Source organism: Pseudarthrobacter phenanthrenivorans Sphe3, from assembly GCF_000189535.1.
GTDB classification, from domain to species: Bacteria; Actinomycetota; Actinomycetes; order Actinomycetales; family Micrococcaceae; genus Arthrobacter; species Arthrobacter phenanthrenivorans.
On sequence record NC_015145.1, the window covers coordinates 1,606,001 to 1,628,563 of the forward strand.

Here is a 22,563-nt window from a genome sequence, read left to right on the forward strand (position 1 = left end):
TTAGTGCTTTCCGGGGACCTGGAAATTGAAGACCCCGGTGTCAAAACGGTTGTACGCCTCGTAGTCGACGAGATCGTACAACCGCGCACGGGTCAGCATGCTGCCAACCTGTGCCTCCTGCGTTCCCTCAGCCTTGATCGAATCCAGCGTACGCTCAGCAGCGCCCATGGCACTACGGAGCAGGGTCACCGGATAAATCACCATGTTCACGCCCACTCCCGCCAGCTGCCCGACGGTGAAGAGGTCGCTCTTTCCGAACTCCGTCATGTTCGCCAGGATGGGCACGTCCACGGCTTCGCGGATGCCCTGGAACTCGTCCAGTGTGGCCATCGCCTCCGGGAAGATCGCGTCGGCGCCGGCCTCCACGAGCGCCTTGGCCCGGTCCTGCGCCGCTGCCAGTCCATCCGTGGCGCGGATGTCGGTGCGCGCCATGATCAGGAAATTCGGGTCGCGGCGGGCATCCGCTGCCGCCCGGATCCGCTTGGTGGCTGTCTCCAGGTCCACCACGTTCTTGCCGTCCAGGTGCCCGCAGCGTTTGGGGTTGAACTGGTCCTCGATATGCAGTCCGGCCAAGCCGGCGTTCTCGATCTCCTGGACGGTGCGTGCCACGTTCATCGGTTCGCCGAACCCGGTGTCGGCGTCAACGATGGCGGGCAGGTCCGTCATCCGGGCGATCTGCCCCGCCCGGGTGGCCACCTCGGTGAGCGTGGTCAGTCCGATGTCCGGCAGGCCCAGGTCGTTGGCCAGTACGGCGCCCGAGATGTACACCCCGGCGAATCCCTTCTCCTCGATCAGCCGGGCCGACAGCGGGTTGAACGCGCCCGGGAACTGCTGGACGGTTCCCGAGGCGAGGAGTTCCCGGAACCGGATCCGCTTCTGTTCGGGCGTGACTTTGGAGTACAGCATCAGAACAGTCCCTTGGGTGCGGCACCGAGATCGATGACGCCGGGGGCAGCGGTGATGTTCAGCTGGTCCAGTTCGCCGGGGCCCAGTTCCGGGAGGCGTTCGACGGCGGCGAGGAACCTTTCGACTTCGGCATCCTCCACAAGGCCGGCGGCCAGCGTGCGGAATTTGTTGATGTATTCAGCGCGTCCGAAGGGCCGGGCGCCCAGCGGGTGTGCGTCCGCCACGGCGATTTCGTCGGTGATGACATTGCCGTCCGTCAGGACGATCTCCACAGACCCGCCGAAGGCCTTCTCGGAGATGTCCAGGGAGTGGTACCTGCGCGTCCACTCGGGATCTTCCTCGGTGCTGACCTTCTGCCACAGGTCCACGGTGTCCGGCCTGCCGGCGCGTTCGGGGGAGTAGGAGTCCACATGGTGCCAGACGCCGTCCTGCAGCGCCACGGTGAAGATATACGGGATGGAGTGGTCCAGGGTTTCCCGGCTTGCCTTGGGATCGTACTTCTGCGGATCGTTCGCACCCGAGCCGATGACGTAGTGCGTGTGGTGGCTCGTCCTGATCAGGATGGACTTCACGTTGGCCGGGTCCGTGGCTTCGGGGTGCTCCCGGTTCAGTTTCCGGGCCAGGTCGATCCAGGCCTGCGCCTGGTACTCCGCGGAGTGTTCCTTGGTGTAAGTATCCAGGATGGCGCGCTTGGCTTCCCCGGCTTCCGGCAGCGGGACCAGGTAGGAGGCGTCCGGCCCGTCCAGCAGCCAGGCGATCACCCCGTCCTCGCCCTCATAGATGGGAACGGGGGAAGTCTGGCCGCGCATGGACCGGTCCGCGGCCTCCACCGCCATTTTCCCTGCGAACGCCGGAGCGTGTGCCTTCCAGGTGGAGATCTCACCCTTGCGGGACTGCCTGGTGGCGGTGGTGGTGTGCAGGGCCTGGCCCACTGACTGGAAGACGGTCTCGACGTCGAGCCCCAGCAGGGTGCCGATGCCGGCGGCCGCCGAGGGGCCAAGATGCGCCACGTGGTCAATCTTGTGCTTGTGCAGGCAGATGGCCTTGACCAGGTTCACCTGGATCTCGTAGCCGGTGGCGATGCCCCGCACCAGGTCGCGTCCGCTGGCCCGGGTATGCTGTGCCACGGCCAGGATCGGCGGGATGTTGTCGCCGGGGTGGGAGTAGTCCGCGGCCAGGAACGTGTCGTGGTAGTCCAGTTCGCGCACCGCAACTCCGTTGGCCCAGGCCGCCCATTCCGGTGAAACGCGCTCGCCGATGCCAAAGACCTTGGCGCCCTGGCCACCGGTACTGGGACCATGGGCCAGTGCCTGGGCCCGGGCCGAGATGATGGGACCACGGTTAAGCGACGCGATGGCCACGGAGGCATTGTCGATGATCCGGTTGATCACCATGTCGGTTACGTCAGCGGTGACTTCGACCGGATCGGTGGCAACCTTGGCGATCTTGTAGGCGAGCTGCTCCTCCCGGGGCAGGTTTTCCTCGCTCTTGTATACGCGGACGTGGTGTTCCTTAACCATGGTGCTCCTTGTCGTGGGGCGTGTGGGTGTTTTTGACGTGGGAAAGGCTTCGGTGCAGGTGCAGGACGGTGGCTGCCTCAGCCAGCCGGGGATTGCGGGCGGCGATGGCCTCGGCTATCGCCGCATGCTCGGTGGCAGCGGCAGTAAGCCGTTGGGCGTCGTCGGCGGCCAGCCGGCGCACGCGGACCAGGTGCACGCGCAGGCCCCGCATCGCCTGGGCAAGGTAGGAATTGGAGACGGCGGCATCAATGGCTCCGTCGAGCCGGGCGGCAAGTTCGTAGTAGGCATGCCGCCCTGCGTCGGTGCCGTCAATAAGGGCGGGTGCTTCGAGGAGCTCCTTCTGCAGCTGGAGGAAGACTGCGGAGTCACCCCGTTCGGCCGCCAGGGCGGCAGCCTTGCACTCAAGGGTTTCCCGAAGTTCAAAGAGTTCGTCGATGTCCTCGAGCGACACATCGGTGACGACGACGCCGCGGCTGCCTGCCGTCGTCGTGAGCCCTTCCGCGGTGAGCCGGCCCAGCGCCTCCCGCAAGGGAGTGCGCGAGACGCCAAGCCGTTCGGATTGCTCCACTTCGCCCAGGACAGTGCCGGGAAGGAGGCGCCATTCGGTGATGTCGTCGCGCAGTGCGGCGTAGGCCCTGTCACTGGCACGCATCCTTGCCTCCTTCGGTGATCAACTTCCTCCAGTGTATACAGAATGGAAGGAAAAGCCAGAGGCGGCTGCGATTTCCGCCACGGATGCATTAGCTGTGTATACAGACCTCTTGTTTCCGCTCAGTTCGCGGGCTAGCATGGCGTTCATCACAATGTCGTGGATGGGATGCACTTTCATGGTTACGAACAGCTACCGGGACACCTACGAACTGAGCCTCAGCCGGCCGGAGGAGTTTTGGCTCGACGCTGCCGGCAAGGTGTCCTGGACCCGGGCGCCCCTGCAGGGCCTGGATGCAAGCAGGGCTCCGCTGTATGGCTGGTTCCCGGACGGCATGCTGAACACCTCCTACAATGCGCTGGACCGCCACGTCGAGGCCGGCCGCGGGGCCCAGGACGCCCTGGTCTACGATTCGGCGATGCTCGGCACGAGGCAACGTTTTACCTACTCGGAACTTACCGGCCTGGTGGCGCGCTTCGCCGGGGCACTCCGCCGCCGGGGGGTGGGCAAGGGGGACCGGGTGGTCATCTACATGCCGATGATTCCGGAGGCCGCAATCGCGATGCTGGCAACGGCCAGGCTCGGAGCGGTGCATTCGGTGGTTTTCGGCGGTTTTGCCCCGAAAGAGCTAGCGGCCCGGATCCGGGATGCCGCGCCCACCCTGGTGGTGACAGCCTCCGGCGGGATCGAACCGTCACGCCGCATCGAATACCTCCCCGCCGTCGCGGAGGCGCTGGACCTGGCGGGAGCGCCGGATCTTCCCGTGCTTGTACGGGAACGGGAGGGCTTCACCGGCTCAGCCGCAGCCTATGGCTGGCTGGACTGGGATGCGGAAATGGCGGCCGCGGAACCGGCCGGACCTGTGGACGTCGCGGCCACGGATCCGCTGTACATCCTGTACACCTCCGGAACCACCGGCACCCCCAAGGGGGTGGTCCGGGACAACGGGGGACACGCCGTCGCCCTCAGCTGGACCCTCGGCAATATCTACGACGTCGGCCCCGGGGACGTCATGTGGACAGCCTCGGACGTGGGCTGGGTGGTGGGGCATTCCTACATTGTCTACGGGCCCCTCCTTGCCGGCGCCACCACTGTGCTGTACGAGGGAAAGCCGGTGGGGACGCCGGACGCAGGCGCCTTCTGGCGGGTCATCCAGGACCATGGCGTCAATGTCCTGTTCACAGCCCCCACGGCGCTGCGGGCAATCCGCAAGGCGGACCCCGAGGCCGCCCTGGTGCGGAACTACGACATTTCCAGCCTGCGCACGCTGTTCACGGCGGGGGAGCGGCTGGACACGGACACCTTCCACTGGGCATCCCGCTCCGTGGGCGTCCCGGTTGTGGACCACTGGTGGCAGACGGAAACGGGCTGGGCCATCTGCGCCAACCCCCGCGGGCTCGAGGAACTTCCCATTAAGCCTGGTTCCCCCAGCGTCCCGATGCCCGGGTTCAGGCTCCGGATCGTGGACGGCCTTGGGGACGAGGTGGGCGCCGGGACGGAAGGCAACATCGTGCTGGGACTGCCGCTGCCGCCGGGGACGCTGACCACGCTGTGGGGCGACGACGGGCGGTACGTCTCCTCCTACCTCCGGGCGTTCGAGGGCAGCTACGCCACCGGCGACTCCGGCTACCGGGATGACGACGGATATGTGTTCGTCATGGGGCGGACCGATGACATCATCAACGTGGCGGGCCATCGGCTGTCCACCGGCGCGATGGAGCAGGTCATCGGGCAGCATCCGGCAGTGGCCGAATGTGCGGTGATCGGCCTCGCGGACCCGCTCAAGGGCCAGCGTCCCACCGGGTATGTGGTGCTCAAATCCGGCGTCGAGGTGCCGGCGGACGTGCTGGCCGAAGATCTGGTGGCGATGGTCCGGCGGGACATCGGCGCCGTAGCGGACTTCAAGCATGTGACGGTGGTGGACGCCCTGCCCAAGACGAGGTCGGGCAAGATCCTCCGCAAGACCATGCGCCAGATTGCCGACGGCGAGGAATACACCATTCCGTCCACCATTGAGGACCCCGGGGTCATCGAGACGCTGATCGGAACCCTGCGCCCCACGGCAGGCTGAACCGGCGGGCCCGGCGCAACCACGCTGCGGCCCGGGTCACCGCCCGCTCCAGCGGTACTCGTTCTCCGGCCTGCCCGGAGTTCCGTAACGGGCGGTCCTGGAGACCGTTCCGGCATCCGCCAGGTATTCCAGGTACCGGCGCGCCGTAACCCTGGACATCCCCAAGGCATCCATGACTTCGGTGGCCGAAACAGCCTCGCGCTGCTGCTTGATGAAGTCCTGGACCGAGCCAAGGGTGGAAACGGAAAGGCCCTTGGGCAGCGGGAGTTCCGAGGGCGCCCGCAGGCTGGCAAACGCCTGGTCAACTTCGCTCTGGGAGGCGCCGGTTTTCCCCGGGCCCCTGTCCCCGCCCGCCAGCTGCTGGCGGAACTGCCGGTAGCTTTCCAGCTTGTCCGCGAACGTGGCGAAGGTAAACGGCTTGATCAGGTACTGGACCACGCCGATAGCCACGGCGCTGCGCACAATTGCCAGCTCCCGGACCGCCGTGATCGCGATGATATCCGCCAGGATCCCCGCCGCCCGCATCCGCCGCGCGATGTCGAGGCCATGCAGGTCAGGCAGGTTCATGTCCAGGAGGACAAGCTCCACCGGGTTGCCTGCCGCGGAAAACTCATTCAGCAGCCGCAGGGCGGACTGCCCGTCCGGGGCGCTTCCGGCCAGCTCGAAGCCCGGCAGCCGCCCGATGTAGGCCGCATGGGCGGCTGAGGCGATTGCTTCGTCTTCAACCACGAGGACGCGGATGTTGCTCACGGTGTGTGCTCCTTCTGCGGGGACACCGCTGCGGGAAGAAAAACTTCAAACTTCGCTCCGCGCCGTCCATTAACGGTCAAGGTACCCCCCAGCCGCTGCACGGCCTGCCGCACCAGCGCCAACCCGATGCCCCGCCCTCCGGGCCCCGCAGGCTTGGTGCTGAAACCGTGCCGGAAGATCCTTTCGGCAGCAGCGGGTTCCAGGGCGGCGCCGGAATCGTGGACGGCAATGTCCAGGCCTTCCTCATCCGACTCCACCGTGAGCTCCACCCGCCGGGGCGGCGGGCCCTCAGCGGCAGCATCGATCGCATTGTCCAGCAGGTTGCCCAGGATGGTGACCAGGTCCTGCACAGCTACACCCGCCACCGTACCGGATCCCAGCGTGGCAACATCCAGCTGGACCCCGCGTTCGTGGGCTTCAGCCACCTTTCCCACCACCAGCGCACCCAGGACCGGCTCGTCCACGGAACTGACCATGTCATCCGTCAACTGCTGGCTGAGCTGCAGGTCACGGGTGGCAAAGTCCAGGGCTTCCTGGGTCCGGCCCAGCTCCAGGAGCGAAACCATGGTGTGCAGCCTGTTGGCGTGCTCGTGGGTTTGGGCACGGAGTGCTCCGGACAGGGTCCGCATGGATTCCAGTTCGTTGCCCAGGGCCTCGATTTCGGTGCGGTCACGCAGCGTGGCCACGGTGCCATAGACGGGGGTCCTGCCGCGGGTTCCAGGCGAATCAGGTGCCTTGGCCGGCCCCTGGTTAACCACCAGGACACGCGAGCCCGTGAGGATGATCTCGTCCTTGGCAGTCCGCCCGGACTCGAACAGCTCCCGGAGCTCCTCCTCGAGGGGCAGCTCGGCCAGCGACGGCGGCCTGGTGGGATCCTTGCTGCCGGCACCTTCGAGCCCCAGCAGTTCGGCCGCCTGGTCGTTGTACATCACCACCCGCCCCTTTGCGTCGATGAGGATCAGGCCCTCGCGCACGGAATGCAGGACTGATTCGTAGTAGGCAAACAATTGCGCGAGCTGCTCCGGCCCCCAGCCGCGGGTGACCCGCCGGAGGTAGCGGCCCAGCAGCCAGGAGGCCAGGGATCCTCCCACCAGCAGGGCAAGGCCAATCGCCAGCAGGGCAGGCAGGCGCCCTGCGAACGCAACATCCACCGTCCGGACGGTAACGCCCACGGCCACCAGCGCCTTCACCGTGCCCTGGTCGTCCTGGACCGGAACAATGGTCCGGACCGACGGCCCCAGCGTTCCAGCGGTCACTTCCGTAAACTGCCCGCCCTGCAGGGCCACATCGATGGAACCGATATAGGGCCTGCCGATTTCCTCCTGGCGCGGGTGCGTCCACCGCGTCCTGTCCGGGGCCATGATGGTGATGAAGTCGACGTCGGCTCCCGCCATGACATCGTCCGCGTAGGGCTGCAGGAAAGCAGTGGGGTCCGGGCCCGCCGCGGCCTCGAGGACCAGCGGGTTGGCGGCGATGGAAGCGGCAATGCCCGCCATCCGTTCCCCCGCCTCATCGTAGGTGCGGTCGCGGGCGTCAACGAAGGTGGCCGAACCAACGATGGCGATAAAGACCACCACAATCAGCAGGTTCGCCACGAAAAGCCGGCGGGCGATACTCCAGGGATGGATCATCCGGACCTGCCCTCCACCTTCCATGACCAATATGAACGCAACGGTGAGCTGGGTCACGGCGTACCCAATGATGGATATCACACCGGAGGACGTGCCGAGCCCAGAGACTGTGCCGCAGCGTCTATCAGATTATCCATCCAAGGAGACACATCATGGCTTCTCAACGAGGAGAGTCGCTTGACACCGTGAAGACACGGCGCAAGGGCATCGACAAGTCGCACTACCTCTACATCGCGGTCATCGCCGCCGTCATCCTCGGCGCGGTGATTGGCCTGATGTTCCCCGAGGTTGGCAAGTCCCTCAAACCGCTCGGCGACGGCTTCATCAAACTCATCAAGATGATGATCGCACCGGTCATCTTCTGCACCATCGTCCTGGGCATCGGTTCCATCGCCAAGGCCGCGACCGTAGGCAAGGTGGGCGGCCTGGCCTTGGGCTACTTCGTGCTCATGTCCACTTTCGCGCTCGGCATCGGACTGGTGGTGGGCAACATGATCCACCCGGGCGAGGGCCTGAAGCTGGCACCGTACGATCCCTCGAAGAAGGCAGAAGTTGACAGCACTGTCGCCTTCCTCCTCGGGATCATCCCGGGCGACATTCCGGTCCTCCCCACGCTCTTTGCCGCCATCCTCGTAGGGTTCGCCCTCCAGAAGATGGGCCCGCAGGGCGCCCCCATCCTCAAGGCCATCGGCCACGGCCAGGTCCTCGTCTTCCGCATCCTGATCATGATCATGTGGCTTGCCCCCGTGGGCGCCTTCGGTGCCATTGCCGCCGTCGTGGGAGCCACCGGCTTCCAGGCAATCGTCAGCATGTTCACCCTGATGGCGGCCTTCTACATCACCTGCGCACTGTTCATCGTGATCATCCTCGGCGGCCTGCTCAAGGTGGTTACCGGCGTCAACATCTTCAAGCTGATGAAGTACCTGGGCCGGGAATACCTCCTCATCTTCTCCACGTCATCCTCCGAAGCTGCCCTGCCCCGCCTGATCGCCAAGATGGAACACCTCGGTGTCTCCAAGCCGGTCGTTGGCGTCACGGTACCCACCGGCTACTCGTTCAACCTGGACGGCACGGCCATCTACCTGACCATGGCATCCCTCTTCGTTGCCAACGCCATGGGAACTCCACTGGATCTGGGCGCACAGATCTCGCTGCTGGTCTTCATGATCATCGCCTCCAAGGGCGCCGCCGGTGTGACCGGTGCCGGCCTCGCCACATTGGCAGCGGGCCTGCAGGCCCACAAGCCGGAACTGCTGGGCGGCGTAGGCATGATCGTGGGCATCGACCGGTTCATGTCCGAGGCCCGCGCCCTGACCAACTTCACCGGCAATGCCGTTGCCACCGTCCTGATCGGCACGTGGGTCAAGGAGATCGACGGCGTCCAGGTAAACCAGGTGCTCTCAGGTGAACTGCCCTTCGACGAGCAGACCATGATCGCAGGCCACGCCGGCCCGGCCGTCGAGGAAACCGAAGCGCGGCCCGTACCGGCCACCGTCTAGGAACCAGGCGGCACAAAACGCCGCAACAGCCCCCGCCGCTCCGGCCGCGGGGGCTGTTGCATGTCTGGAAAAATTTCAACCTTCGACCTCAGCTAGAGGGTCAAGGCTCAACATCCGAGGAAAGTCAAGTTGCCTCGAATACCGTGTCGGCCGCTGTAACCTTGGGAAGAAGAAGGAACGGCGCTGGCATCCAGCGGCAGGAAATCACCGTCATCGAAAGTGTGGATAGATACGTGAGCAGCGAACAGGGTTCAGCAACTCTGGAGGGCACGGAATTTGACCTGGACAACGCGGTGATGGGCCCCACGGGACGCCCATACCGGGAGTTCCCGGAACCTGCGCCGCTGTCCTCCCACGGTCCGGCCCGCGTGATCGCCATGGTCAACCAAAAAGGCGGCGTGGGAAAGACAACCTCCACCATCAACCTCGCCGCGGCGCTGGCCGAGTACGGCCGCCGCGTGCTCCTGGTCGATTTCGACCCCCAGGGGGCCTTGTCCGCAGGCCTCGGCGTCAATCCCCATGAGCTGGACCTCACGGTCTACAACGTGCTGATGGACCGCAAAGTGGACATCCGCGATGCCATCCACCAGACCGGGGTGGAAAACGTCGACCTGTTGCCGGCCAACATCGATTTGTCGGCAGCGGAAGTCCAGCTGGTGAACGAAGTGGCGCGCGAGCAGGTCCTGGACCGCGCCCTGAAGAAAGTCGAGGACGACTACGACGTCGTCCTCATCGACTGCCAGCCGTCGCTGGGCCTGCTGACCGTCAATGCGCTCACCGCAGCACACGGCGTCATCATTCCGCTGATCTGCGAGTTTTTTGCCCTCCGTGCCGTAGCCCTTCTGGTGGAAACCATCGACAAGGTGCAGGACCGGCTCAACCCCCGCCTGCAGGTGGACGGCGTGCTGGCTACCATGTACGACGCCCGCACCCTGCACAGCCGTGAAGTGATCACCCGCCTTGTGGAAGCTTTCGGAGACAAGGTTTTCGAGACCGTCATCAAGCGCTCCATCAAATTCGCGGATGCCACGGTGGCGGCGGAGCCGATCACCAGCTATGCCGGCAACCACGTGGGAGCGGATGCCTACCGCAGGCTGGCCAAAGAGCTGATCTCGCGCGGCGGCGCACCCTAGCTACGCCGTGGCCGATTCCAAACCCGGCTTCGAGGTGCGGCTGGCCAACTTCACCGGTCCGTTCGACCTCCTGTTGGGGCTGATCGCAAAACACCAGCTGGACATCACCGAAGTGGCGATCGCCACGGTGACCGACGAATTCATCAAGTACATCCGGAAGCTGCAAAAGCTGGGCGAGGAATGGGCGCTGGACGAGGCCAGCGAATTCCTGGTGATTGCCGCCACGCTGCTGGACCTCAAAGCCGCCCGGCTGCTTCCTGCCGGCGAGGTCGAGGATGACGAGGACATAGCGCTCCTGGAAGCCAGGGATCTCCTCTTTGCCCGGCTGCTTCAATACAAGGCCTTCAAGCACGTTGCCGGCCTCCTTGGCGAAACCCTGCACCAGGAAGCACAGCGCTTCCCCCGCCAGGTGGCCCTTGAGGAGCACTTCGCCGCCATGCTTCCCGAACTTGTCTGGAAGCACACCCCCGAACAGTTCGCCGCCCTGGCGGAGGCCGCGCTGCGTCCCAAGGCGGCGGCTCCCACCGAAGTCGGGCTGGCCCACCTCCATGGCGGCAACGTCAGCGTCAAGGAACAAGCCGAGATCGTGGGTCTGCGCCTCCAGCGTGAGTCACCCCTGACCTTCCGGGCCATCATCGCCGATGCCGAGTCAACCCTGGTGGTGGTGGCCCGGTTCCTGGCCCTGCTGGAGCTGTTCCGTGACAAGGCGGTCTCGTTCGACCAGCTTTCGCCGCTTGCCGACCTCGCCGTCCACTGGACGGCGGGTGGCCGGCAGTGGTCCGCGGAGAACCTGAGCGATGAATTTGAGGAGCAGTTGTGACCAACGGAGCCATGGACGACGCACGCCCAGGGGCGGCCGATCCCCAAAACCTGCCCGGTGGGGCCAAGGCCGCCATCGAGGCTGTGCTGATGGTTATTGACCAGCCCGCCACGGAAGAGGAACTGGCAGCGGGCCTGGACCTGTCGGTTGATACGGTCGCTGCGCTGCTGGCCGAACTTCAGCGCGAGTATAACGGCTATACTGTTAAAGCCCCGGATATGGATCAGGCCAGCCCAGCTGGTTTCGGCTCCAGCCCCCGGGGTTTTGAATTGCGGAACGTCGGCGGCGGCTGGCGCATCTACTCGCGGCCGGAATTTGCCGACATCGTGGGCAAGTATGTGCTGGAAGGGCAGACGGCCAGGCTGACGCAGGCAGCCTTGGAGACGCTTGCCGTCATCGCATACCGGCAGCCGGTTTCCAGGGCCAGGGTATCCGCAATTCGGGGCGTCAATGTTGACTCCGTAGTTCGCACGCTCGCCCAGCGGGGACTGATCGAGGACGCGGGCACGGATGCTGAATCCGGCGCCATCCTTTACCGGACAACCTCGTATTTCCTGGAACGGATGGGAATCAGTTCGGTGGCCGGGCTGCCACAGTTGTCACCACACATTCCGGGGCTGGATGGCATCGCGGAGTACTACGACGCCGAAGGCATCTAGCGGGGTTCGCCCTGGCTGGGCAATAACATTTATCAGGGCAGACTATTTCTGTACGGCCGGTTGAGGTGTCTGCGGACAGCTTTCCGGCACAACAATTGAAGGACGGGTCATGACACAGGCGGGACGCCAGGGTTCACCACGTAACGGTTCGGGACGCGGCGGAACAGAACGCGGCAAACCACAACGCAATACTTTCCAGGGTGGCAATGCCGCGGGTGGATCCCGCGGCGGCGCTGCCAAGCGCGGGGCCGCTTTCGGCAGTGACCGGCCGCACCGCGCTCCCAAGCCGCGCGAGGAGCGGTTCATCGATCCCGACCAGGCCGGTCCCCAGCAGGGACACCCGGAGCCCACGTCCGCCAAGGCGTCGTCCCGGAAACCTGCCGCCCGCAAGCCGGGAGCCAGGAAGGCGCCAGGGACACCGGGCGCCCTTAAGCCAAAGCCGCGCACCGGTGCTCCCGGAACGGCAGCTTCCCGGGCTTTTGGCAGCGAACGCTTCGGACAGAACCTGGGTCCCATCCGCAAGCCCTCGCGCAGGAAGGGTCCGCGTGGTGAAGTTCCCCAGTCGGAGCTCCATGATGCAGACGGCGTGCGCCTGCAGAAGGTGATGGCGTCAGCCGGCGTGGCATCGCGCCGCGTCTGCGAAGAGATGATCGCCGAGGGCCGGGTGGAAGTGGACGGCCAGGTCGTCACCGAGCTCGGCGTCCGCGTCGACCCGAAGACGGCCGTCATCCACGTGGACGGCATCCGGATCCAGCTCGACGAAAACATGGTCTACATGGTGTTCAACAAGCCCAAGGGCGTTGTTTCCACCATGGAGGATCCCGAAGGGCGCCCCTGCATCAGCGACTTCCTGAAGAACGCCAAGAACAAGGGCGAGCGGCTCTTCCACGTGGGCCGGCTTGACGTCGCCACCGAGGGGCTGCTCCTGCTGACCAATGACGGCGAACTGGCCAACCGCCTGACCCACCCTTCCTACGAAGTGCCCAAGACTTACCTGGTGCAGGTGCGCGGTCCCTTCCCGCAGGGTATCGGTGCACAGCTCAAGGAAGGCGTGGAACTCGAGGACGGCTTTGCCTCTGTGGATTCTTTCCGGCTGGTCGACTCCACGCCCGGCCACGTCCTGATCGAGGTTGTGCTGCACTCCGGCAAGAACCGCATTGTCCGACGGCTTTTCGACGCCGTCGGGTTCCCGGTGCTGCGGCTGGTCCGCGTCAAGGTGGGACCCATTGGCCTGGGAGACCAGCGCCAGGGAAGCATCCGCAACCTCGGCAAGCAGGAAGTCGGCCATCTGCTGGCATCCGTAGGGCTCTGAGGCATGTCCGCCTTCCACAGCCTGGGCCGCGGGCACCTGGACGGTCCCGTGGTGGTCCTCGGTACCGGCCTGCTGGGCACAAGTATCGGACTGGGCCTGCGCGGCCGGGGCGTGCCCGTGTTCCTGTCCGATCCCTCGCCCACCAACCAGGCAGTAGCCGTGGATATCGGTGCCGGCCGGCCGCTGGCAGAGCTGGGCGGCGTCGTGCCGCAACTGGTGGTGGTGGCGGCCCCGCCGGACGTCACGGCCGGCGTCGTGGCGCAAGCCCTGTCCGACTATCCCGCTTCCGTTGTGGTGGACATTGCCAGCGTTAAGGAGGACATCCTGGCGCAGCTGCGCAGCCGCGGCGTGGACCTCTCCCGCTATGTGGGGACCCACCCCATGGCGGGACGGGAAAAGTCCGGTCCAGTGGCCGCGCGCGGCGAGCTGTTCACCTCGATGCCCTGGGTGGTGTGTCCCTCGGAGGAAACGTCCGCGGCGGCGCTCCAGACGGCCCGGTCGCTGGCCTCCGACCTGGGAGCCGTCGTCTCCCAGTTCACCGCTGACGAACATGATGAAGCGGTTGCCCTGGTGTCGCACCTGCCCCAGATCATGTCCTCGCTGCTGGCCAGCCGCCTGCAGGGCACGCCGCTGCATGCGCTGTCCCTTGCGGGCAACGGGCTGCGCGATGTAACCCGGATTGCCGCCAGCGATCCGTCCCTTTGGGTGCAGATCCTGGGCGGCAACGCCGCCAAGGTGGTGGAGATCCTCTACGGCGTCCGTGAAGACCTCAACCGGCTGATCGGGACACTGGAAAATCCCACGGCGCCCGGTGCACGGCTGGACCTGGCCCAGTTGATGAGCGAAGGCAATGCAGGCCAGGCCCGCATTCCGGGCAAGCACGGCGGACCGCCGCAGGCCTATTCCTGGCTGACGGTCCTGGTGGATGACAAGCCGGGCCAGATAGCCCGGCTTTTGACGGAGATCGGGGAGATCGGTGTGAACCTCGAGGACCTCCGGCTTGACCACTCGTCGGGACAAAACGTGGGTATGGTGGAAATATCCGTGTTGCCGAACAAGCATGACCACCTGATCGAAGCACTCAACGACCGCGGATGGCGGGTACTCCAGTAATGACACAGGAACTTCTCGATACCATGCCGGCGCTGCGCATCGGACGCCCGCTGGTGGTTGCCATCGATGGCCCCTCCGGCTCAGGCAAGTCCAGCGTCAGCAAGGAAGTGGCCCGCAGGCTCCGGTTGGCCTACCTGGATACCGGCGCGATGTACCGCGCCTTGACCTGGTACTGCGTCACCCACGGGATCGAGCTCAACGATGCCGCTGCAGTGGAGCAAGCCGCCCGGGACCTGGTCCTTGAACTAAGCACCAGTCCGCAGGAGGACTACGTGCGGGTGGACGGTGTGGACGTCACCGACGCCATCCGCGAGCCGGCCATTTCGTCCGCGGTCAGCGCAGTGGCCACAACCCTCGGCGCCAGGACTGAGCTGATCCGGCGGCAGCGGGAACTGATTGAAAAGCACCACCGCCGGATGGTGGTGGAAGGCAGGGACATCACTACCGTCGTCGCGCCCGGCGCCGAAGTCCGGATGCTGCTGACCGCCAGCGAGGAAGCGCGGCTGCGCCGGCGCGGCATCCAGCTCGGCGGAACCCAGGATGCGGAACAGCTGGCGGCGCAGGTGACCCATCGCGATGCCAAGGATTCCACGGTGGTCAATTTCACCAAGGCTGCCTCCGGCGTCGTCACGCTGGACTCATCCGACCTTGATTTCGACCAAACGGTGAACGCCGCCCTCGTCATCGTCACGAAGGTCCTCAACCGTGACTGACGGCAGGCCGGGAATCCCGTCCGGCCTGACCATGGCGTGGAGCAGGCCGGTGGGCTGGGTCCTGGACCATCTGGTGTACCGGACCACCGTCACGGGCAGGGACAACGTTCCCACCGGCGGGCCGGTGATCTTCGCTGCGAACCACATCAGCTTCCTGGACGGGCCTGTCATGTTCGGCGCCTCGCCCAGGCCCATGCACATCCTGGTCAAGCAGGAAATGTTCAGCGGATTCCTGGGCCGGGTGCTCACCGCCTCCGGACAGCTGCCGGTGGACCGGCGCGGCGACCGCGCAGCCCTGCAGCGCTGCAAGGAAGTGCTCGACGCCGGGCGGTGCGTAGGGATCCTTCCCGAAGGCACGCGGGGGAGCGGGGCGGCGGCGGACATCAACGGCGGCGTGGCCTGGCTGGCGCTGAACTCCGGAGCCCCGGTGGTTCCGGTGGCGATCCTGGGGACCCGCAGGGGCGGCGAACACCTGGATTACGTACCCCGGCCGGGCAGGCGCTTCCACGTCAGCTTCGGAAATGCCCTCACCCTTGCCCGGCGGGCCGGGGAAAGCGGGCGTGCTTCAATGGACAGGGCGGCGCTGGAAATCCGCGCTGCGCTGGCAGGGCACGTCCAGGATTCCATTCAACTCAGCGGGCAGCCCCTGCCCACGGCAGATGCCCACAAAGACTTAACAGCAGTAGCCGGGACGCCGGCAGATGACCACTAAGGACAGTGCAATGAGCGATACGACTCAAACTCCCGGCCACCCCGGCGCCGGCGAAGACGATTACACGCCCACGGGCACGGACCAGGTGGCCGAACGGCTGGCTGCCATTGACGACGACGAGGCGGAACTTCGCGCGGCGTCCCTCCGGGCCGGCCTGGAGGACTATGACCTCGATGAGGAAGACGCCGCGCTGCTGCGTGGGGAGTATGGCGACGAGGACTTCGAGGGACCCGTCAAGCTCGACCCCGTCCTGGCCATCATCGGACGCCCCAACGTGGGGAAGTCAACCCTGGTGAACCGCATCCTGGGCCGCCGCGAGGCCGTGGTGGAGGATACCCCCGGCGTCACCCGCGACCGTGTCATGTACTCCGCCAACTGGAACGGCCGCAACTTCACCCTTGTGGACACCGGCGGTTGGGAGCACGACGCCCGCGGCATCCACGCCAGGGTTGCCGAACAGGCGGAGATGGCCGTGGAACTCGCGGACGCCGTGCTCTTCGTCGTGGACTCCGCTGTGGGGGCTACTGCCACCGATGAAGGCGTCATGAAGATGCTGCGCCGCAGTAAGAAGCCCGTCATCATGGTGGCCAACAAGGTGGACGACTTTGCCCAGGAAGCTGACTCGGCCACCCTGTGGGGCCTCGGCTTTGGGGAGCCCTACCCTGTGTCGGCGCTGCACGGACGTGGAGTTGCGGACCTGCTGGACCACGTGATGGACGTCCTCCCGGAGTTCTCCACCATCGAGGGAACTGACCGCTCCGGCGGCCCGCGGCGCATTGCCCTGATCGGCCGACCCAACGTGGGCAAGTCCTCGCTGCTGAACAAGCTTGCGGGCACCGAGCGCGTGGTGGTGGACAACACCGCCGGAACCACCCGCGACCCCGTGGACGAGTTCATCGAGCTCGGTGGCCGGACGTGGCGCTTCGTGGACACGGCAGGCATCCGCCGCCGCCAGCACATGGCGCAGGGGGCGGACTTTTATGCCTCCCTGCGGACGCAGGCCGCGCTCGAGAAGGCGGAGGTCGCCGTCGTGCTCCTCGCGGTGGATGAAGTCCTCAGCGAGCAGGACGTCCGGATCCTGCAGCTCGCCATCGAGTCCGGCCGCGCCCTGGTGCTGGCGTTCAACAAGTGGGACCTGCTCGACGACGAACGCCGGCGCTACCTCGAGCGCGAAATCGAACAGGACCTGGCCCACGTGAACTGGGCGCCCCGGGTGAACATCTCGGCCAAGACGGGATGGCACAAGGACCGCCTGGTTCCCGCCCTGGACCTGGCCCTGGAGAACTGGGACAAGCGCATTGCCACGGGCCGCCTGAACGCGTTCCTCGGCGAACTCGTGGCCGCGCACCCGCACCCCGTCCGCGGCGGGAAGCAGCCCCGCATCCTCTTCGGCACCCAGGCGTCCAGCCGGCCGCCGAAGTTCGTGCTGTTCACCACGGGATTCCTGGACCCCGGCTACCGCCGTTTCATCACCCGCCGGCTTCGGGAAACCTTCGGCTTCGAGGGCACTCCCATCGAAGTCAGCATGCGCGTCCGTGAAAAGCGCGGCAAGAAGCGTTAATTGCGACACACCTCGGGGCGGAATCCCGGAAAGTGTCACAGGCACCCTCCGGGATCGTGTAAGCTCTTCTAGGTGGTTCGGCCGGACTGCTGGTGGAAATCTTCGAATAAAACCGAAGATGCCGTACAGCGGAGAACGGCGGAACCAGCGGGCTGTAGCGCAGCTTGGTAGCGCACTTGACTGGGGGTCAAGGGGTCGCAGGTTCAAATCCTGTCAGCCCGACCAAAGAGCGGAAGCGCCGGAGAATTTCTCCGGCGCTTCCGCTTTTTGTGTTGCTACTTGAGGAACTTCGAGGTCCTGCGGTCGGCCAGGATCTTGCCCTTGGTCTGGCAGGTGGGGCAGTACTGCAGGGCAGTATCGGCAAACGAAACTTCCCGGACGGTGTCGCCGCAGACCGGGCAGGGCTGGCCCGTCCTGGCGTGGACGCGCATATGGCTTCGTTTCACGTCTTTGAGGTCCTTCGGCGGCTTGCCAGCCGCTTCCGCCAGGGCAGTGCCCAGGACGTCGTGGATGGCGTTGTACAGCACCTGCACCGTTTCCCGGTCCAGGGATTTGGCGGTGGCAAAGGGGGAGATCCGTGCCGCGTGCAGGATCTCGTCACTGTAGGCGTTGCCGATCCCGGCGATCACGCCCTGGTTCCTCAGGAGTCCCTTGATTTGCTGGGAACTGCCTGCCAGGATTTCAGCCAGCATGCCGGCGTCGAACGCCTCTGCGAACGGGTCCGGCCCCAGGGTGGCGATGCCGGGCACGTCCTGCGGATCGCGCACCACGTAGACTGCGAGGCTCTTCTTGGTGCCCGCCTCGGTCAGGTCGAAGCCGCGGGGTCCGCCGGGGCCCGTGAAGGCAAGGCGCGCGGCGATGTGGCCTTTGCCCATTTTCAATTGCGCGTCAGTGGGGGAGTCCGTGAACCGGATCCAGCCTGCCCGGGCCAGATGGAACACGAACGAAATTCCGTCCGTATCGATGCTGATGAACTTGCCAAAGCGCCGCACGCCCGTGACGGTCCTGCCCTCAAGGGCACTGAACGGCGGGTCGGCGGTCTTGAGCACAGCGAAGGAAACGATCTGCACTTTTGACACCGTGCTTCCCCGCAGGTGCTCGTCCAGGAACCCTGCCAGGCCTGCGACTTCGGGCAGCTCAGGCATCCGTTACCTGCCGAGCCTGGGGCGGCCACCGGCTTTGCACTCGCTCATGCGTCCCATCTTGTCAGATACGCCCGCGAAGGCTCCGGCAGTTGTGCCTATACTTTCAACGCGGCCGTTCCCGGCTGCGTTGACATTGGTGTTCGACCCGATGAAAGGCCCCTGATGAGCAACATTCCCGAAGATCTGTCCTACACCGCCGAACACGAGTGGGTCTCCGCACCCAATGCCGACGGCGTGGTGCGGGTGGGCATCACCGATTTCGCCCAGGATGCGCTGGGGGACGTTGTCTATGCCCAGATGCCGGAAGTCGGCACCAGGATCACCGCGAACGAGGTTGTGGGCGAGGTTGAGTCCACCAAGAGCGTCAGCGATATTTACGCGCCTGTTACGGGCGAAGTCGTTGCCCGGAACGAATCCCTTGACACCGATTCCGCCCTTATCAACACCGATCCCTACGGTGACGGCTGGCTGATCGAGGTCAAGCTTGCCGAAGCCGACGCGGTTGAGTCATTGCTCAGTGCATCCGAGTACGAACAGCAGGTAGGCTAAAGCTAACCGGTAATTCCGGTCCGGCCACGCAGCGAAGCCAGAATGTCTTCGCACGTCAGCGGCCGGATCGGGCAACCGGGGACCGGGCCTGCGTTGCAGGTCCGGAGCATATGTTGGTTGCGGACCTGAAGGCCGCAGCGGGAAGAGGAGGAGTCCATGGCCGGCCACACACAGAACCCTGCCGACGGGGAATACGGCTCGGGTGCGGCCAGGGCGTCGGAGACCACCTCGATCAACCTCACCCCGGTGAGGGATGAGCCCACGATTGCCCCCAAGCTTTCCTCCGAGGAACGCAACTCGGTTGAGGCGCTCCCGGCTGGATCCGCCCTGCTCGTGGCACACAGCGGGCCCAATGCAGGTGCCCGGTTCCTGCTTGACTCCGATGTCACCACGGCAGGACGCCACCCTGACGCCGATATCTTCCTCGACGACGTCACGGTGTCCCGGCGCCACGTCGAGTTCCGGCGTACCGCACGGAGCTTCGAGGTGGTGGACATGAACAGCCTTAACGGCACCTACGTCAACCATGACCGCGTGGACAGGGTGGAGCTCAAGTCCGGCAGCGAAGTCCAGATCGGCAAGTTCCGCCTCACCTTCTACCTGAGCCCTGCCAGCGCTGCAGGCCGCGGCTGAACCCGGGACCACTGCCTGTGGCAATGGCACAACCGGAACGCCGGGGACCGCAGGTCCTGAACATCGGGGAAGTCCTGGCCCAGCTCAGCGCGGACTTCCCGGGGATGACTGCGTCCAAAATCCGGTTCCTTGAAGAAAAAGGGCTGATCAACCCCCGGAGGACGCCGGCGGGCTACCGCCAGTATTCCGACAGCGATGTGGAACGGCTGCGCTTCGTCCTCGCGTTGCAGCGCGACCAGTACCTTCCCCTCAAAGTCATCAAGGACTATCTCGACGCCATCGACAGGGGCGAACGCCCCGAGAACCTGCCGCCCGGCGTCGTGGTGTCCCCGCGGATCGTCTCGGACGAGCTCGCTGCGGAACTCCAGAGCCGCGGCCGCAAGCTCACCGAGGAACAGCTCCGGACTGAATCCGGCGCAAGTGTGCCGCTGCTGCAAGCCCTCCTGAGCTTTGGGCTGATCAGCCACAGCAACGGCCAGTTTGATGAGCACGCACTCCAGGTGGCACGCGCATGTGTCCAGCTGGAAAGCCATGGGCTGGAACCCCGCCACCTCCGTCCCTTCCAGGCGGCGGCGGAACGGGAGTTCGGCCTGGTGGAGCGTGCTGTTGCCCCGCTGGCGTCCCGCAAGGACCCGGCGTCCCAGGCACGGGCAGCAGAGGCCGCCCGTGAAATCAGCGATCTTTGCCTCACCCTGCACCGGGCCCTGGTGCAGGACCACATCTCACGCATGGACATCTGATGATTGAAGTCGAGATTGTAGGCGTTCGCATCGAACTGCCTTCCAACCAGCCGCTGGTCCTGCTCCGGGAGATGCACGGCGAACGCCATGTTCCCATCTGGATCGGCACGCCGGAGGCCAGCGCCATCGCACTCGCCCAGCAGGGAGTGGTCCCGCCCCGTCCCATGACACACGACCTGCTGGTGGATGTGGTCGAGTCCCTGGGGCATTCGGTGGTCAGCGTGAACATCGTCGCCGTGGAGGACAACATCTTCTACGGCCAGTTGCAGTTCGAAAACGGGACCACGGTGAGTTCCCGGGCCTCGGACGCCCTTGCCATCGCGCTGCGGGCGAAGTGCCGCATCTGGTGTGCGGATTCGGTCATGGACGAGGCCGGTGTGCGCATCACCGAGCATGACGAAGGTGAGGACACGGAGCCCGGTCCCACTGTGGATGAAGAGCGCGAACTGCGCCGCTTCCGGGAGTTTCTGGATGACGTGGAGCCCGAGGACTTCGACGGCTAAGGTCACGTTAAGGTTAAAGTTGAGGATGAATCTTTCGACACGCCCCCTGAAACCCTTCAGGGTCTTTGACCTTCCGAGCCGCCGGGCCTAACGTCGAAGTATCAAGTTCCCATTGCTTACGGCAGCCGCGCAAGTCACACTGGAAAGTGCGCCCCGCGAAAATTACATGCATGGTCTTCATGCACCGCTGCAGTAGGAGTTTCCCCGGGAGCGCATGACAAGGAGGATCCAGGTGAGTCCCAAAGGCGAAGCAGGCGGGCTGAAGCAGCCCACGGCTGGTGTTGCTGTGCCCGCGAGCGGTGCCCAGGGCCTCCTGTTCACTGAAGACCTTCCTGTGCTGGACGAGGACGCGGGCTACCGCGGTCCCACAGCCTGCAAGGCAGCCGGCATCACATACAGGCAGCTGGACTACTGGGCACGCACCGGACTGGTGGAGCCCGCAGTCCGCGGCGCTGCCGGCTCGGGATCGCAGCGTCTCTACGGCTTCCGGGACATCCTGGTCCTCAAGGTGGTCAAGCGGCTGCTGGATACAGGAGTGTCGCTTCAGCAGATCCGTACCGCAGTGGAACACCTCCGCGAACGCGGCGTTGAGGACCTTGCCCAGATCACGCTGATGAGCGACGGCGCGAGCGTCTATGAGTGCACCTCCGCCGATGAAGTGATTGACCTCGTCCAAGGCGGACAGGGTGTGTTCGGCATCGCCGTCGGGCGCGTATGGCGGGAAGTGGAAGGCAGCCTCGCGTCGCTTCCCAGCGAGCACGCGGCCGAGCAGTCCTTTCCGGACGACGAACTGAGCAAGCGACGGGCAGCCCGTAAGATCAGCTGATGCCCGTCTGACGAACAGCCTGACGAACAGGGCCGCTCTCCATCCGGAGAGCGGCCCTGTCAGTTAACGTGGTCCTTCTGCGTGTTCCCCTACCGGGCACGGCTCCGCAGGCCGCTGCCCACCGCCATCAGGTTGGCCAGGAGCTCGTCGAAGAGCGCGGCGGCGGATTTGGCGGAGTCGCCCGGCCAGTGGTGCACAGGATGGGCCGCGCCCTGGATCTGCTGCCAGTTGGCCTGCTCCGGGATCCGGGGGCTCAGCAGGAGGTCGCCGAACATGGACTCCATTTCCGCAAGCCGATAGGCGTGCTCCGACGAGCCGCTCCGCACCCGGTTGGCCACAATACCCGCGGGGGAAAGGTTGGGGGCGAACTCCTGCCGGAAGAGCTGAATGGCGCGCATGGTCCGCTCCGTGCCCGCCACGGAGAACAGGCCGGGCTCTGCAACGAGTGCCACCTTGTCACTGGCGGACCATGCCATCCGGGTCAGGCCGTTCAGCGACGGCGGACAGTCCACGAGCACAAGCTGGTAGTCGCCGCCCGTCGCCAGGACCGAGGAAAGCCTGCGCAGGTCACGTCGGCCAAGGTCCGGCCGGTCGTAGATTCCGGTATACGCGGAACCGACAGCGACGTCCAGGACGGCAGGCGTCGAGCCGTTCGCCTGCGCACGCGCCGTCCAGCTGCTGCCCACCACATTCTCGGCCAGCTTCGCCCGCCGCGGACTCTTGAGCATCCTGCCAATGTCCAGCTGGTCGCCGGGCTGCACGCCCAGCGCGGTGGTTGCATCCGCGTGGGGATCAAGATCCACCACCAGCGTGCTGATGCCTGCGGCCAGCGCCGCGGACGCCAATCCTGTGGTGACGGAAGTCTTGCCGACTCCACCCTTAAGGCTGCTGATGCTGACTACTTGCACTTGAGAGACCAAAACCTAACGCCGGATGCCGTGTTGGGGGTAATGTTTGCTCCGGCAGTGCCGAAGCCGGACGGTCCTGCCGCCCCATTCATCATATGTTGATGCATCGGCGAATCCCGCTTTATCGGGCGTCGGCATGGCACCGACTGTGCTGCGGGGGCGGTTTCCGCCCGGACCGGCTAAGGGTTCGGGACATGACGGGGAAATCTG

The 22,563-nt window shown here is 65.5% G+C and carries 22 protein-coding genes and 1 tRNA gene; 16 read left to right on the forward strand and 7 right to left on the reverse strand.

Annotated elements, in window-relative coordinates; translation table 11 throughout:
• Genes prpB through ASPHE3_RS07435 form a run of 3 tightly spaced genes read right to left on the reverse strand, consistent with a single transcriptional unit; the run spans position 1 to position 3,078 of the window.
• Positions 1-906 (reverse strand): methylisocitrate lyase, encoded by a 906-nt coding sequence (gene prpB, locus ASPHE3_RS07425; RefSeq protein WP_013600610.1) that lies wholly within the window; start codon positions 904-906, stop codon positions 1-3.
• Positions 906-2,426 (reverse strand): MmgE/PrpD family protein, encoded by a 1,521-nt coding sequence (locus ASPHE3_RS07430; protein WP_013600611.1) that lies wholly within the window; start codon positions 2,424-2,426, stop codon positions 906-908. Before ASPHE3_RS07430 ends, prpB begins: the two co-directional genes overlap by 1 nt.
• On the reverse strand, positions 2,419-3,078 hold the full coding sequence (locus tag ASPHE3_RS07435; protein ID WP_013600612.1) for a GntR family transcriptional regulator: 660 nt from the start codon (positions 3,076-3,078) through the stop codon (positions 2,419-2,421). Before ASPHE3_RS07435 ends, ASPHE3_RS07430 begins: the two co-directional genes overlap by 8 nt.
• 175 nt (positions 3,079-3,253) lie before the next feature.
• Between ASPHE3_RS07435 and ASPHE3_RS07440 the strand changes: the two genes are divergently transcribed.
• Complete coding sequence (locus ASPHE3_RS07440; RefSeq protein WP_013600613.1) at positions 3,254-5,146, forward strand: AMP-binding protein; 1,893 nt, start codon at positions 3,254-3,256, stop codon at positions 5,144-5,146.
• Positions 5,147-5,182: 36 nt separating this feature from the next.
• Here ASPHE3_RS07440 and ASPHE3_RS07445 read toward each other — a convergent pair whose 3' ends face one another.
• Together ASPHE3_RS07445 and ASPHE3_RS07450 are read right to left on the reverse strand one after the other, a co-directional pair.
• Positions 5,183-5,896 carry a response regulator gene (locus tag ASPHE3_RS07445; RefSeq protein ID WP_013600614.1) on the reverse strand — a complete coding sequence of 238 codons (714 nt, stop codon included), beginning with the start codon at positions 5,894-5,896 and terminating at the stop codon, positions 5,183-5,185.
• Entirely contained in the window at positions 5,893-7,527 is a 1,635-nt protein-coding gene (locus ASPHE3_RS07450) for a sensor histidine kinase (RefSeq protein WP_013600615.1), read from the reverse strand. The genes ASPHE3_RS07445 and ASPHE3_RS07450 overlap by 4 nt, the downstream gene beginning before the upstream one ends.
• 152 nt (positions 7,528-7,679) lie before the next feature.
• Between ASPHE3_RS07450 and ASPHE3_RS07455 the strand changes: the two genes are divergently transcribed.
• The 10 genes from ASPHE3_RS07455 to ASPHE3_RS07500 all read left to right on the forward strand — a co-directional run bounded on the left by ASPHE3_RS07455 (position 7,680) and on the right by ASPHE3_RS07500 (position 17,274).
• Entirely contained in the window at positions 7,680-9,026 is a 1,347-nt protein-coding gene (locus ASPHE3_RS07455; RefSeq protein WP_041652020.1) for a cation:dicarboxylate symporter family transporter, read from the forward strand.
• A 233-nt stretch (positions 9,027-9,259) separates the two neighbouring features.
• Positions 9,260-10,159, forward strand: a complete 900-nt coding sequence (locus ASPHE3_RS07460; RefSeq protein WP_013600617.1) for a ParA family protein — start codon at positions 9,260-9,262, stop codon at positions 10,157-10,159.
• Between the two features lie 7 nt (positions 10,160-10,166).
• Positions 10,167-10,979, forward strand: a complete 813-nt coding sequence (locus tag ASPHE3_RS07465; RefSeq protein ID WP_013600618.1) for a segregation and condensation protein A — start codon at positions 10,167-10,169, stop codon at positions 10,977-10,979.
• Between the two features lie 11 nt (positions 10,980-10,990).
• The gene (scpB, locus tag ASPHE3_RS07470; protein WP_041652669.1) at positions 10,991-11,638 is read left to right on the forward strand and encodes an SMC-Scp complex subunit ScpB; all 648 of its coding nucleotides are present in this window, start codon (positions 10,991-10,993) and stop codon (positions 11,636-11,638) included.
• A gap of 109 nt (positions 11,639-11,747) precedes the next feature.
• The gene (locus tag ASPHE3_RS07475; RefSeq protein WP_013600620.1) at positions 11,748-12,950 is read left to right on the forward strand and encodes a pseudouridine synthase; all 1,203 of its coding nucleotides are present in this window, start codon (positions 11,748-11,750) and stop codon (positions 12,948-12,950) included.
• A 3-nt stretch (positions 12,951-12,953) separates the two neighbouring features.
• On the forward strand, positions 12,954-14,063 hold the full coding sequence (locus tag ASPHE3_RS07480; protein ID WP_013600621.1) for a prephenate dehydrogenase: 1,110 nt from the start codon (positions 12,954-12,956) through the stop codon (positions 14,061-14,063).
• A complete protein-coding gene (gene cmk / locus ASPHE3_RS07485) occupies positions 14,063-14,776 on the forward strand; it encodes a (d)CMP kinase (RefSeq protein WP_013600622.1) in 714 nt (237 codons plus the stop codon). The genes ASPHE3_RS07480 and cmk overlap by 1 nt, the downstream gene beginning before the upstream one ends.
• Before the next feature lie 31 nt (positions 14,777-14,807).
• Positions 14,808-15,488 (forward strand): lysophospholipid acyltransferase family protein, encoded by a 681-nt coding sequence (locus ASPHE3_RS07490; protein WP_049786118.1) that lies wholly within the window; start codon positions 14,808-14,810, stop codon positions 15,486-15,488.
• Positions 15,489-15,498: 10 nt separating this feature from the next.
• On the forward strand, positions 15,499-17,049 hold the full coding sequence (gene der / locus ASPHE3_RS07495) for a ribosome biogenesis GTPase Der (RefSeq protein WP_013600624.1): 1,551 nt from the start codon (positions 15,499-15,501) through the stop codon (positions 17,047-17,049).
• Between the two features lie 148 nt (positions 17,050-17,197).
• A tRNA-Pro gene (locus ASPHE3_RS07500) sits at positions 17,198-17,274 on the forward strand.
• Between the two features lie 50 nt (positions 17,275-17,324).
• Here the strand turns inward: ASPHE3_RS07500 and ASPHE3_RS07505 are convergent.
• Positions 17,325-18,194 carry an Fpg/Nei family DNA glycosylase gene (locus ASPHE3_RS07505; protein ID WP_013600625.1) on the reverse strand — a complete coding sequence of 290 codons (870 nt, stop codon included), beginning with the start codon at positions 18,192-18,194 and terminating at the stop codon, positions 17,325-17,327.
• A gap of 162 nt (positions 18,195-18,356) precedes the next feature.
• Here ASPHE3_RS07505 and gcvH point away from each other — a divergent pair, with 162 nt between their 5' ends.
• From gcvH to ASPHE3_RS07530, 5 genes are all read left to right on the forward strand, one after another.
• On the forward strand, positions 18,357-18,743 hold the full coding sequence (gene gcvH, locus ASPHE3_RS07510; RefSeq protein WP_013600626.1) for a glycine cleavage system protein GcvH: 387 nt from the start codon (positions 18,357-18,359) through the stop codon (positions 18,741-18,743).
• Positions 18,744-18,899: 156 nt separating this feature from the next.
• On the forward strand, positions 18,900-19,376 hold the full coding sequence (locus tag ASPHE3_RS07515) for an FHA domain-containing protein (protein ID WP_013600627.1): 477 nt from the start codon (positions 18,900-18,902) through the stop codon (positions 19,374-19,376).
• Between the two features lie 23 nt (positions 19,377-19,399).
• Positions 19,400-20,116: a transcriptional regulator FtsR gene (ftsR, locus tag ASPHE3_RS07520; protein ID WP_013600628.1), complete on the forward strand. Its 717-nt coding sequence runs from the start codon at positions 19,400-19,402 to the stop codon at positions 20,114-20,116.
• The gene (locus ASPHE3_RS07525) at positions 20,116-20,619 is read left to right on the forward strand and encodes a bifunctional nuclease family protein (protein ID WP_013600629.1); all 504 of its coding nucleotides are present in this window, start codon (positions 20,116-20,118) and stop codon (positions 20,617-20,619) included. Before ftsR ends, ASPHE3_RS07525 begins: the two co-directional genes overlap by 1 nt.
• A gap of 232 nt (positions 20,620-20,851) precedes the next feature.
• Positions 20,852-21,445, forward strand: coding sequence for a MerR family transcriptional regulator (locus ASPHE3_RS07530; protein WP_009358601.1), 594 nt, complete (start codon positions 20,852-20,854; stop codon positions 21,443-21,445).
• A gap of 89 nt (positions 21,446-21,534) precedes the next feature.
• Here the strand turns inward: ASPHE3_RS07530 and ASPHE3_RS07535 are convergent, their stop codons facing one another.
• Positions 21,535-22,353: a ParA family protein gene (locus ASPHE3_RS07535; protein ID WP_041652021.1), complete on the reverse strand. Its 819-nt coding sequence runs from the start codon at positions 22,351-22,353 to the stop codon at positions 21,535-21,537.
• Positions 22,354-22,563 lie beyond the last annotated feature (210 nt).

Excerpts from the sequence above, each read along its gene's own strand:
- prpB (WP_013600610.1), bottom strand. The coding sequence starts at position 906 with ATGCTGTACTCCAAAGTCACGCCCGAACAGAAGCGGATCCGGTTCCGG.
- ASPHE3_RS07430 (WP_013600611.1), bottom strand. The coding sequence starts at position 2,426 with ATGGTTAAGGAACACCACGTCCGCGTATACAAGAGCGAGGAAAACCTG.
- ASPHE3_RS07435 (WP_013600612.1), bottom strand. The coding sequence starts at position 3,078 with ATGCGTGCCAGTGACAGGGCCTACGCCGCACTGCGCGACGACATCACC.
- ASPHE3_RS07440 (WP_013600613.1), top strand. The coding sequence starts at position 3,254 with ATGGTTACGAACAGCTACCGGGACACCTACGAACTGAGCCTCAGCCGG.
- ASPHE3_RS07450 (WP_013600615.1), bottom strand. The coding sequence starts at position 7,527 with ATGATCCATCCCTGGAGTATCGCCCGCCGGCTTTTCGTGGCGAACCTG.
- ASPHE3_RS07455 (WP_041652020.1), top strand. The coding sequence starts at position 7,680 with ATGGCTTCTCAACGAGGAGAGTCGCTTGACACCGTGAAGACACGGCGC.
- scpB (WP_041652669.1), top strand. The coding sequence starts at position 10,991 with ATGGACGACGCACGCCCAGGGGCGGCCGATCCCCAAAACCTGCCCGGT.
- ASPHE3_RS07475 (WP_013600620.1), top strand. The coding sequence starts at position 11,748 with ATGACACAGGCGGGACGCCAGGGTTCACCACGTAACGGTTCGGGACGC.
- ASPHE3_RS07480 (WP_013600621.1), top strand. The coding sequence starts at position 12,954 with ATGTCCGCCTTCCACAGCCTGGGCCGCGGGCACCTGGACGGTCCCGTG.
- cmk (WP_013600622.1), top strand. The coding sequence starts at position 14,063 with ATGACACAGGAACTTCTCGATACCATGCCGGCGCTGCGCATCGGACGC.
- ASPHE3_RS07490 (WP_049786118.1), top strand. The coding sequence starts at position 14,808 with ATGGCGTGGAGCAGGCCGGTGGGCTGGGTCCTGGACCATCTGGTGTAC.
- der (WP_013600624.1), top strand. The coding sequence starts at position 15,499 with ATGAGCGATACGACTCAAACTCCCGGCCACCCCGGCGCCGGCGAAGAC.
- ASPHE3_RS07505 (WP_013600625.1), bottom strand. The coding sequence starts at position 18,194 with ATGCCTGAGCTGCCCGAAGTCGCAGGCCTGGCAGGGTTCCTGGACGAG.
- gcvH (WP_013600626.1), top strand. The coding sequence starts at position 18,357 with ATGAGCAACATTCCCGAAGATCTGTCCTACACCGCCGAACACGAGTGG.
- ASPHE3_RS07515 (WP_013600627.1), top strand. The coding sequence starts at position 18,900 with ATGGCCGGCCACACACAGAACCCTGCCGACGGGGAATACGGCTCGGGT.
- ftsR (WP_013600628.1), top strand. The coding sequence starts at position 19,400 with ATGGCACAACCGGAACGCCGGGGACCGCAGGTCCTGAACATCGGGGAA.
- ASPHE3_RS07525 (WP_013600629.1), top strand. The coding sequence starts at position 20,116 with ATGATTGAAGTCGAGATTGTAGGCGTTCGCATCGAACTGCCTTCCAAC.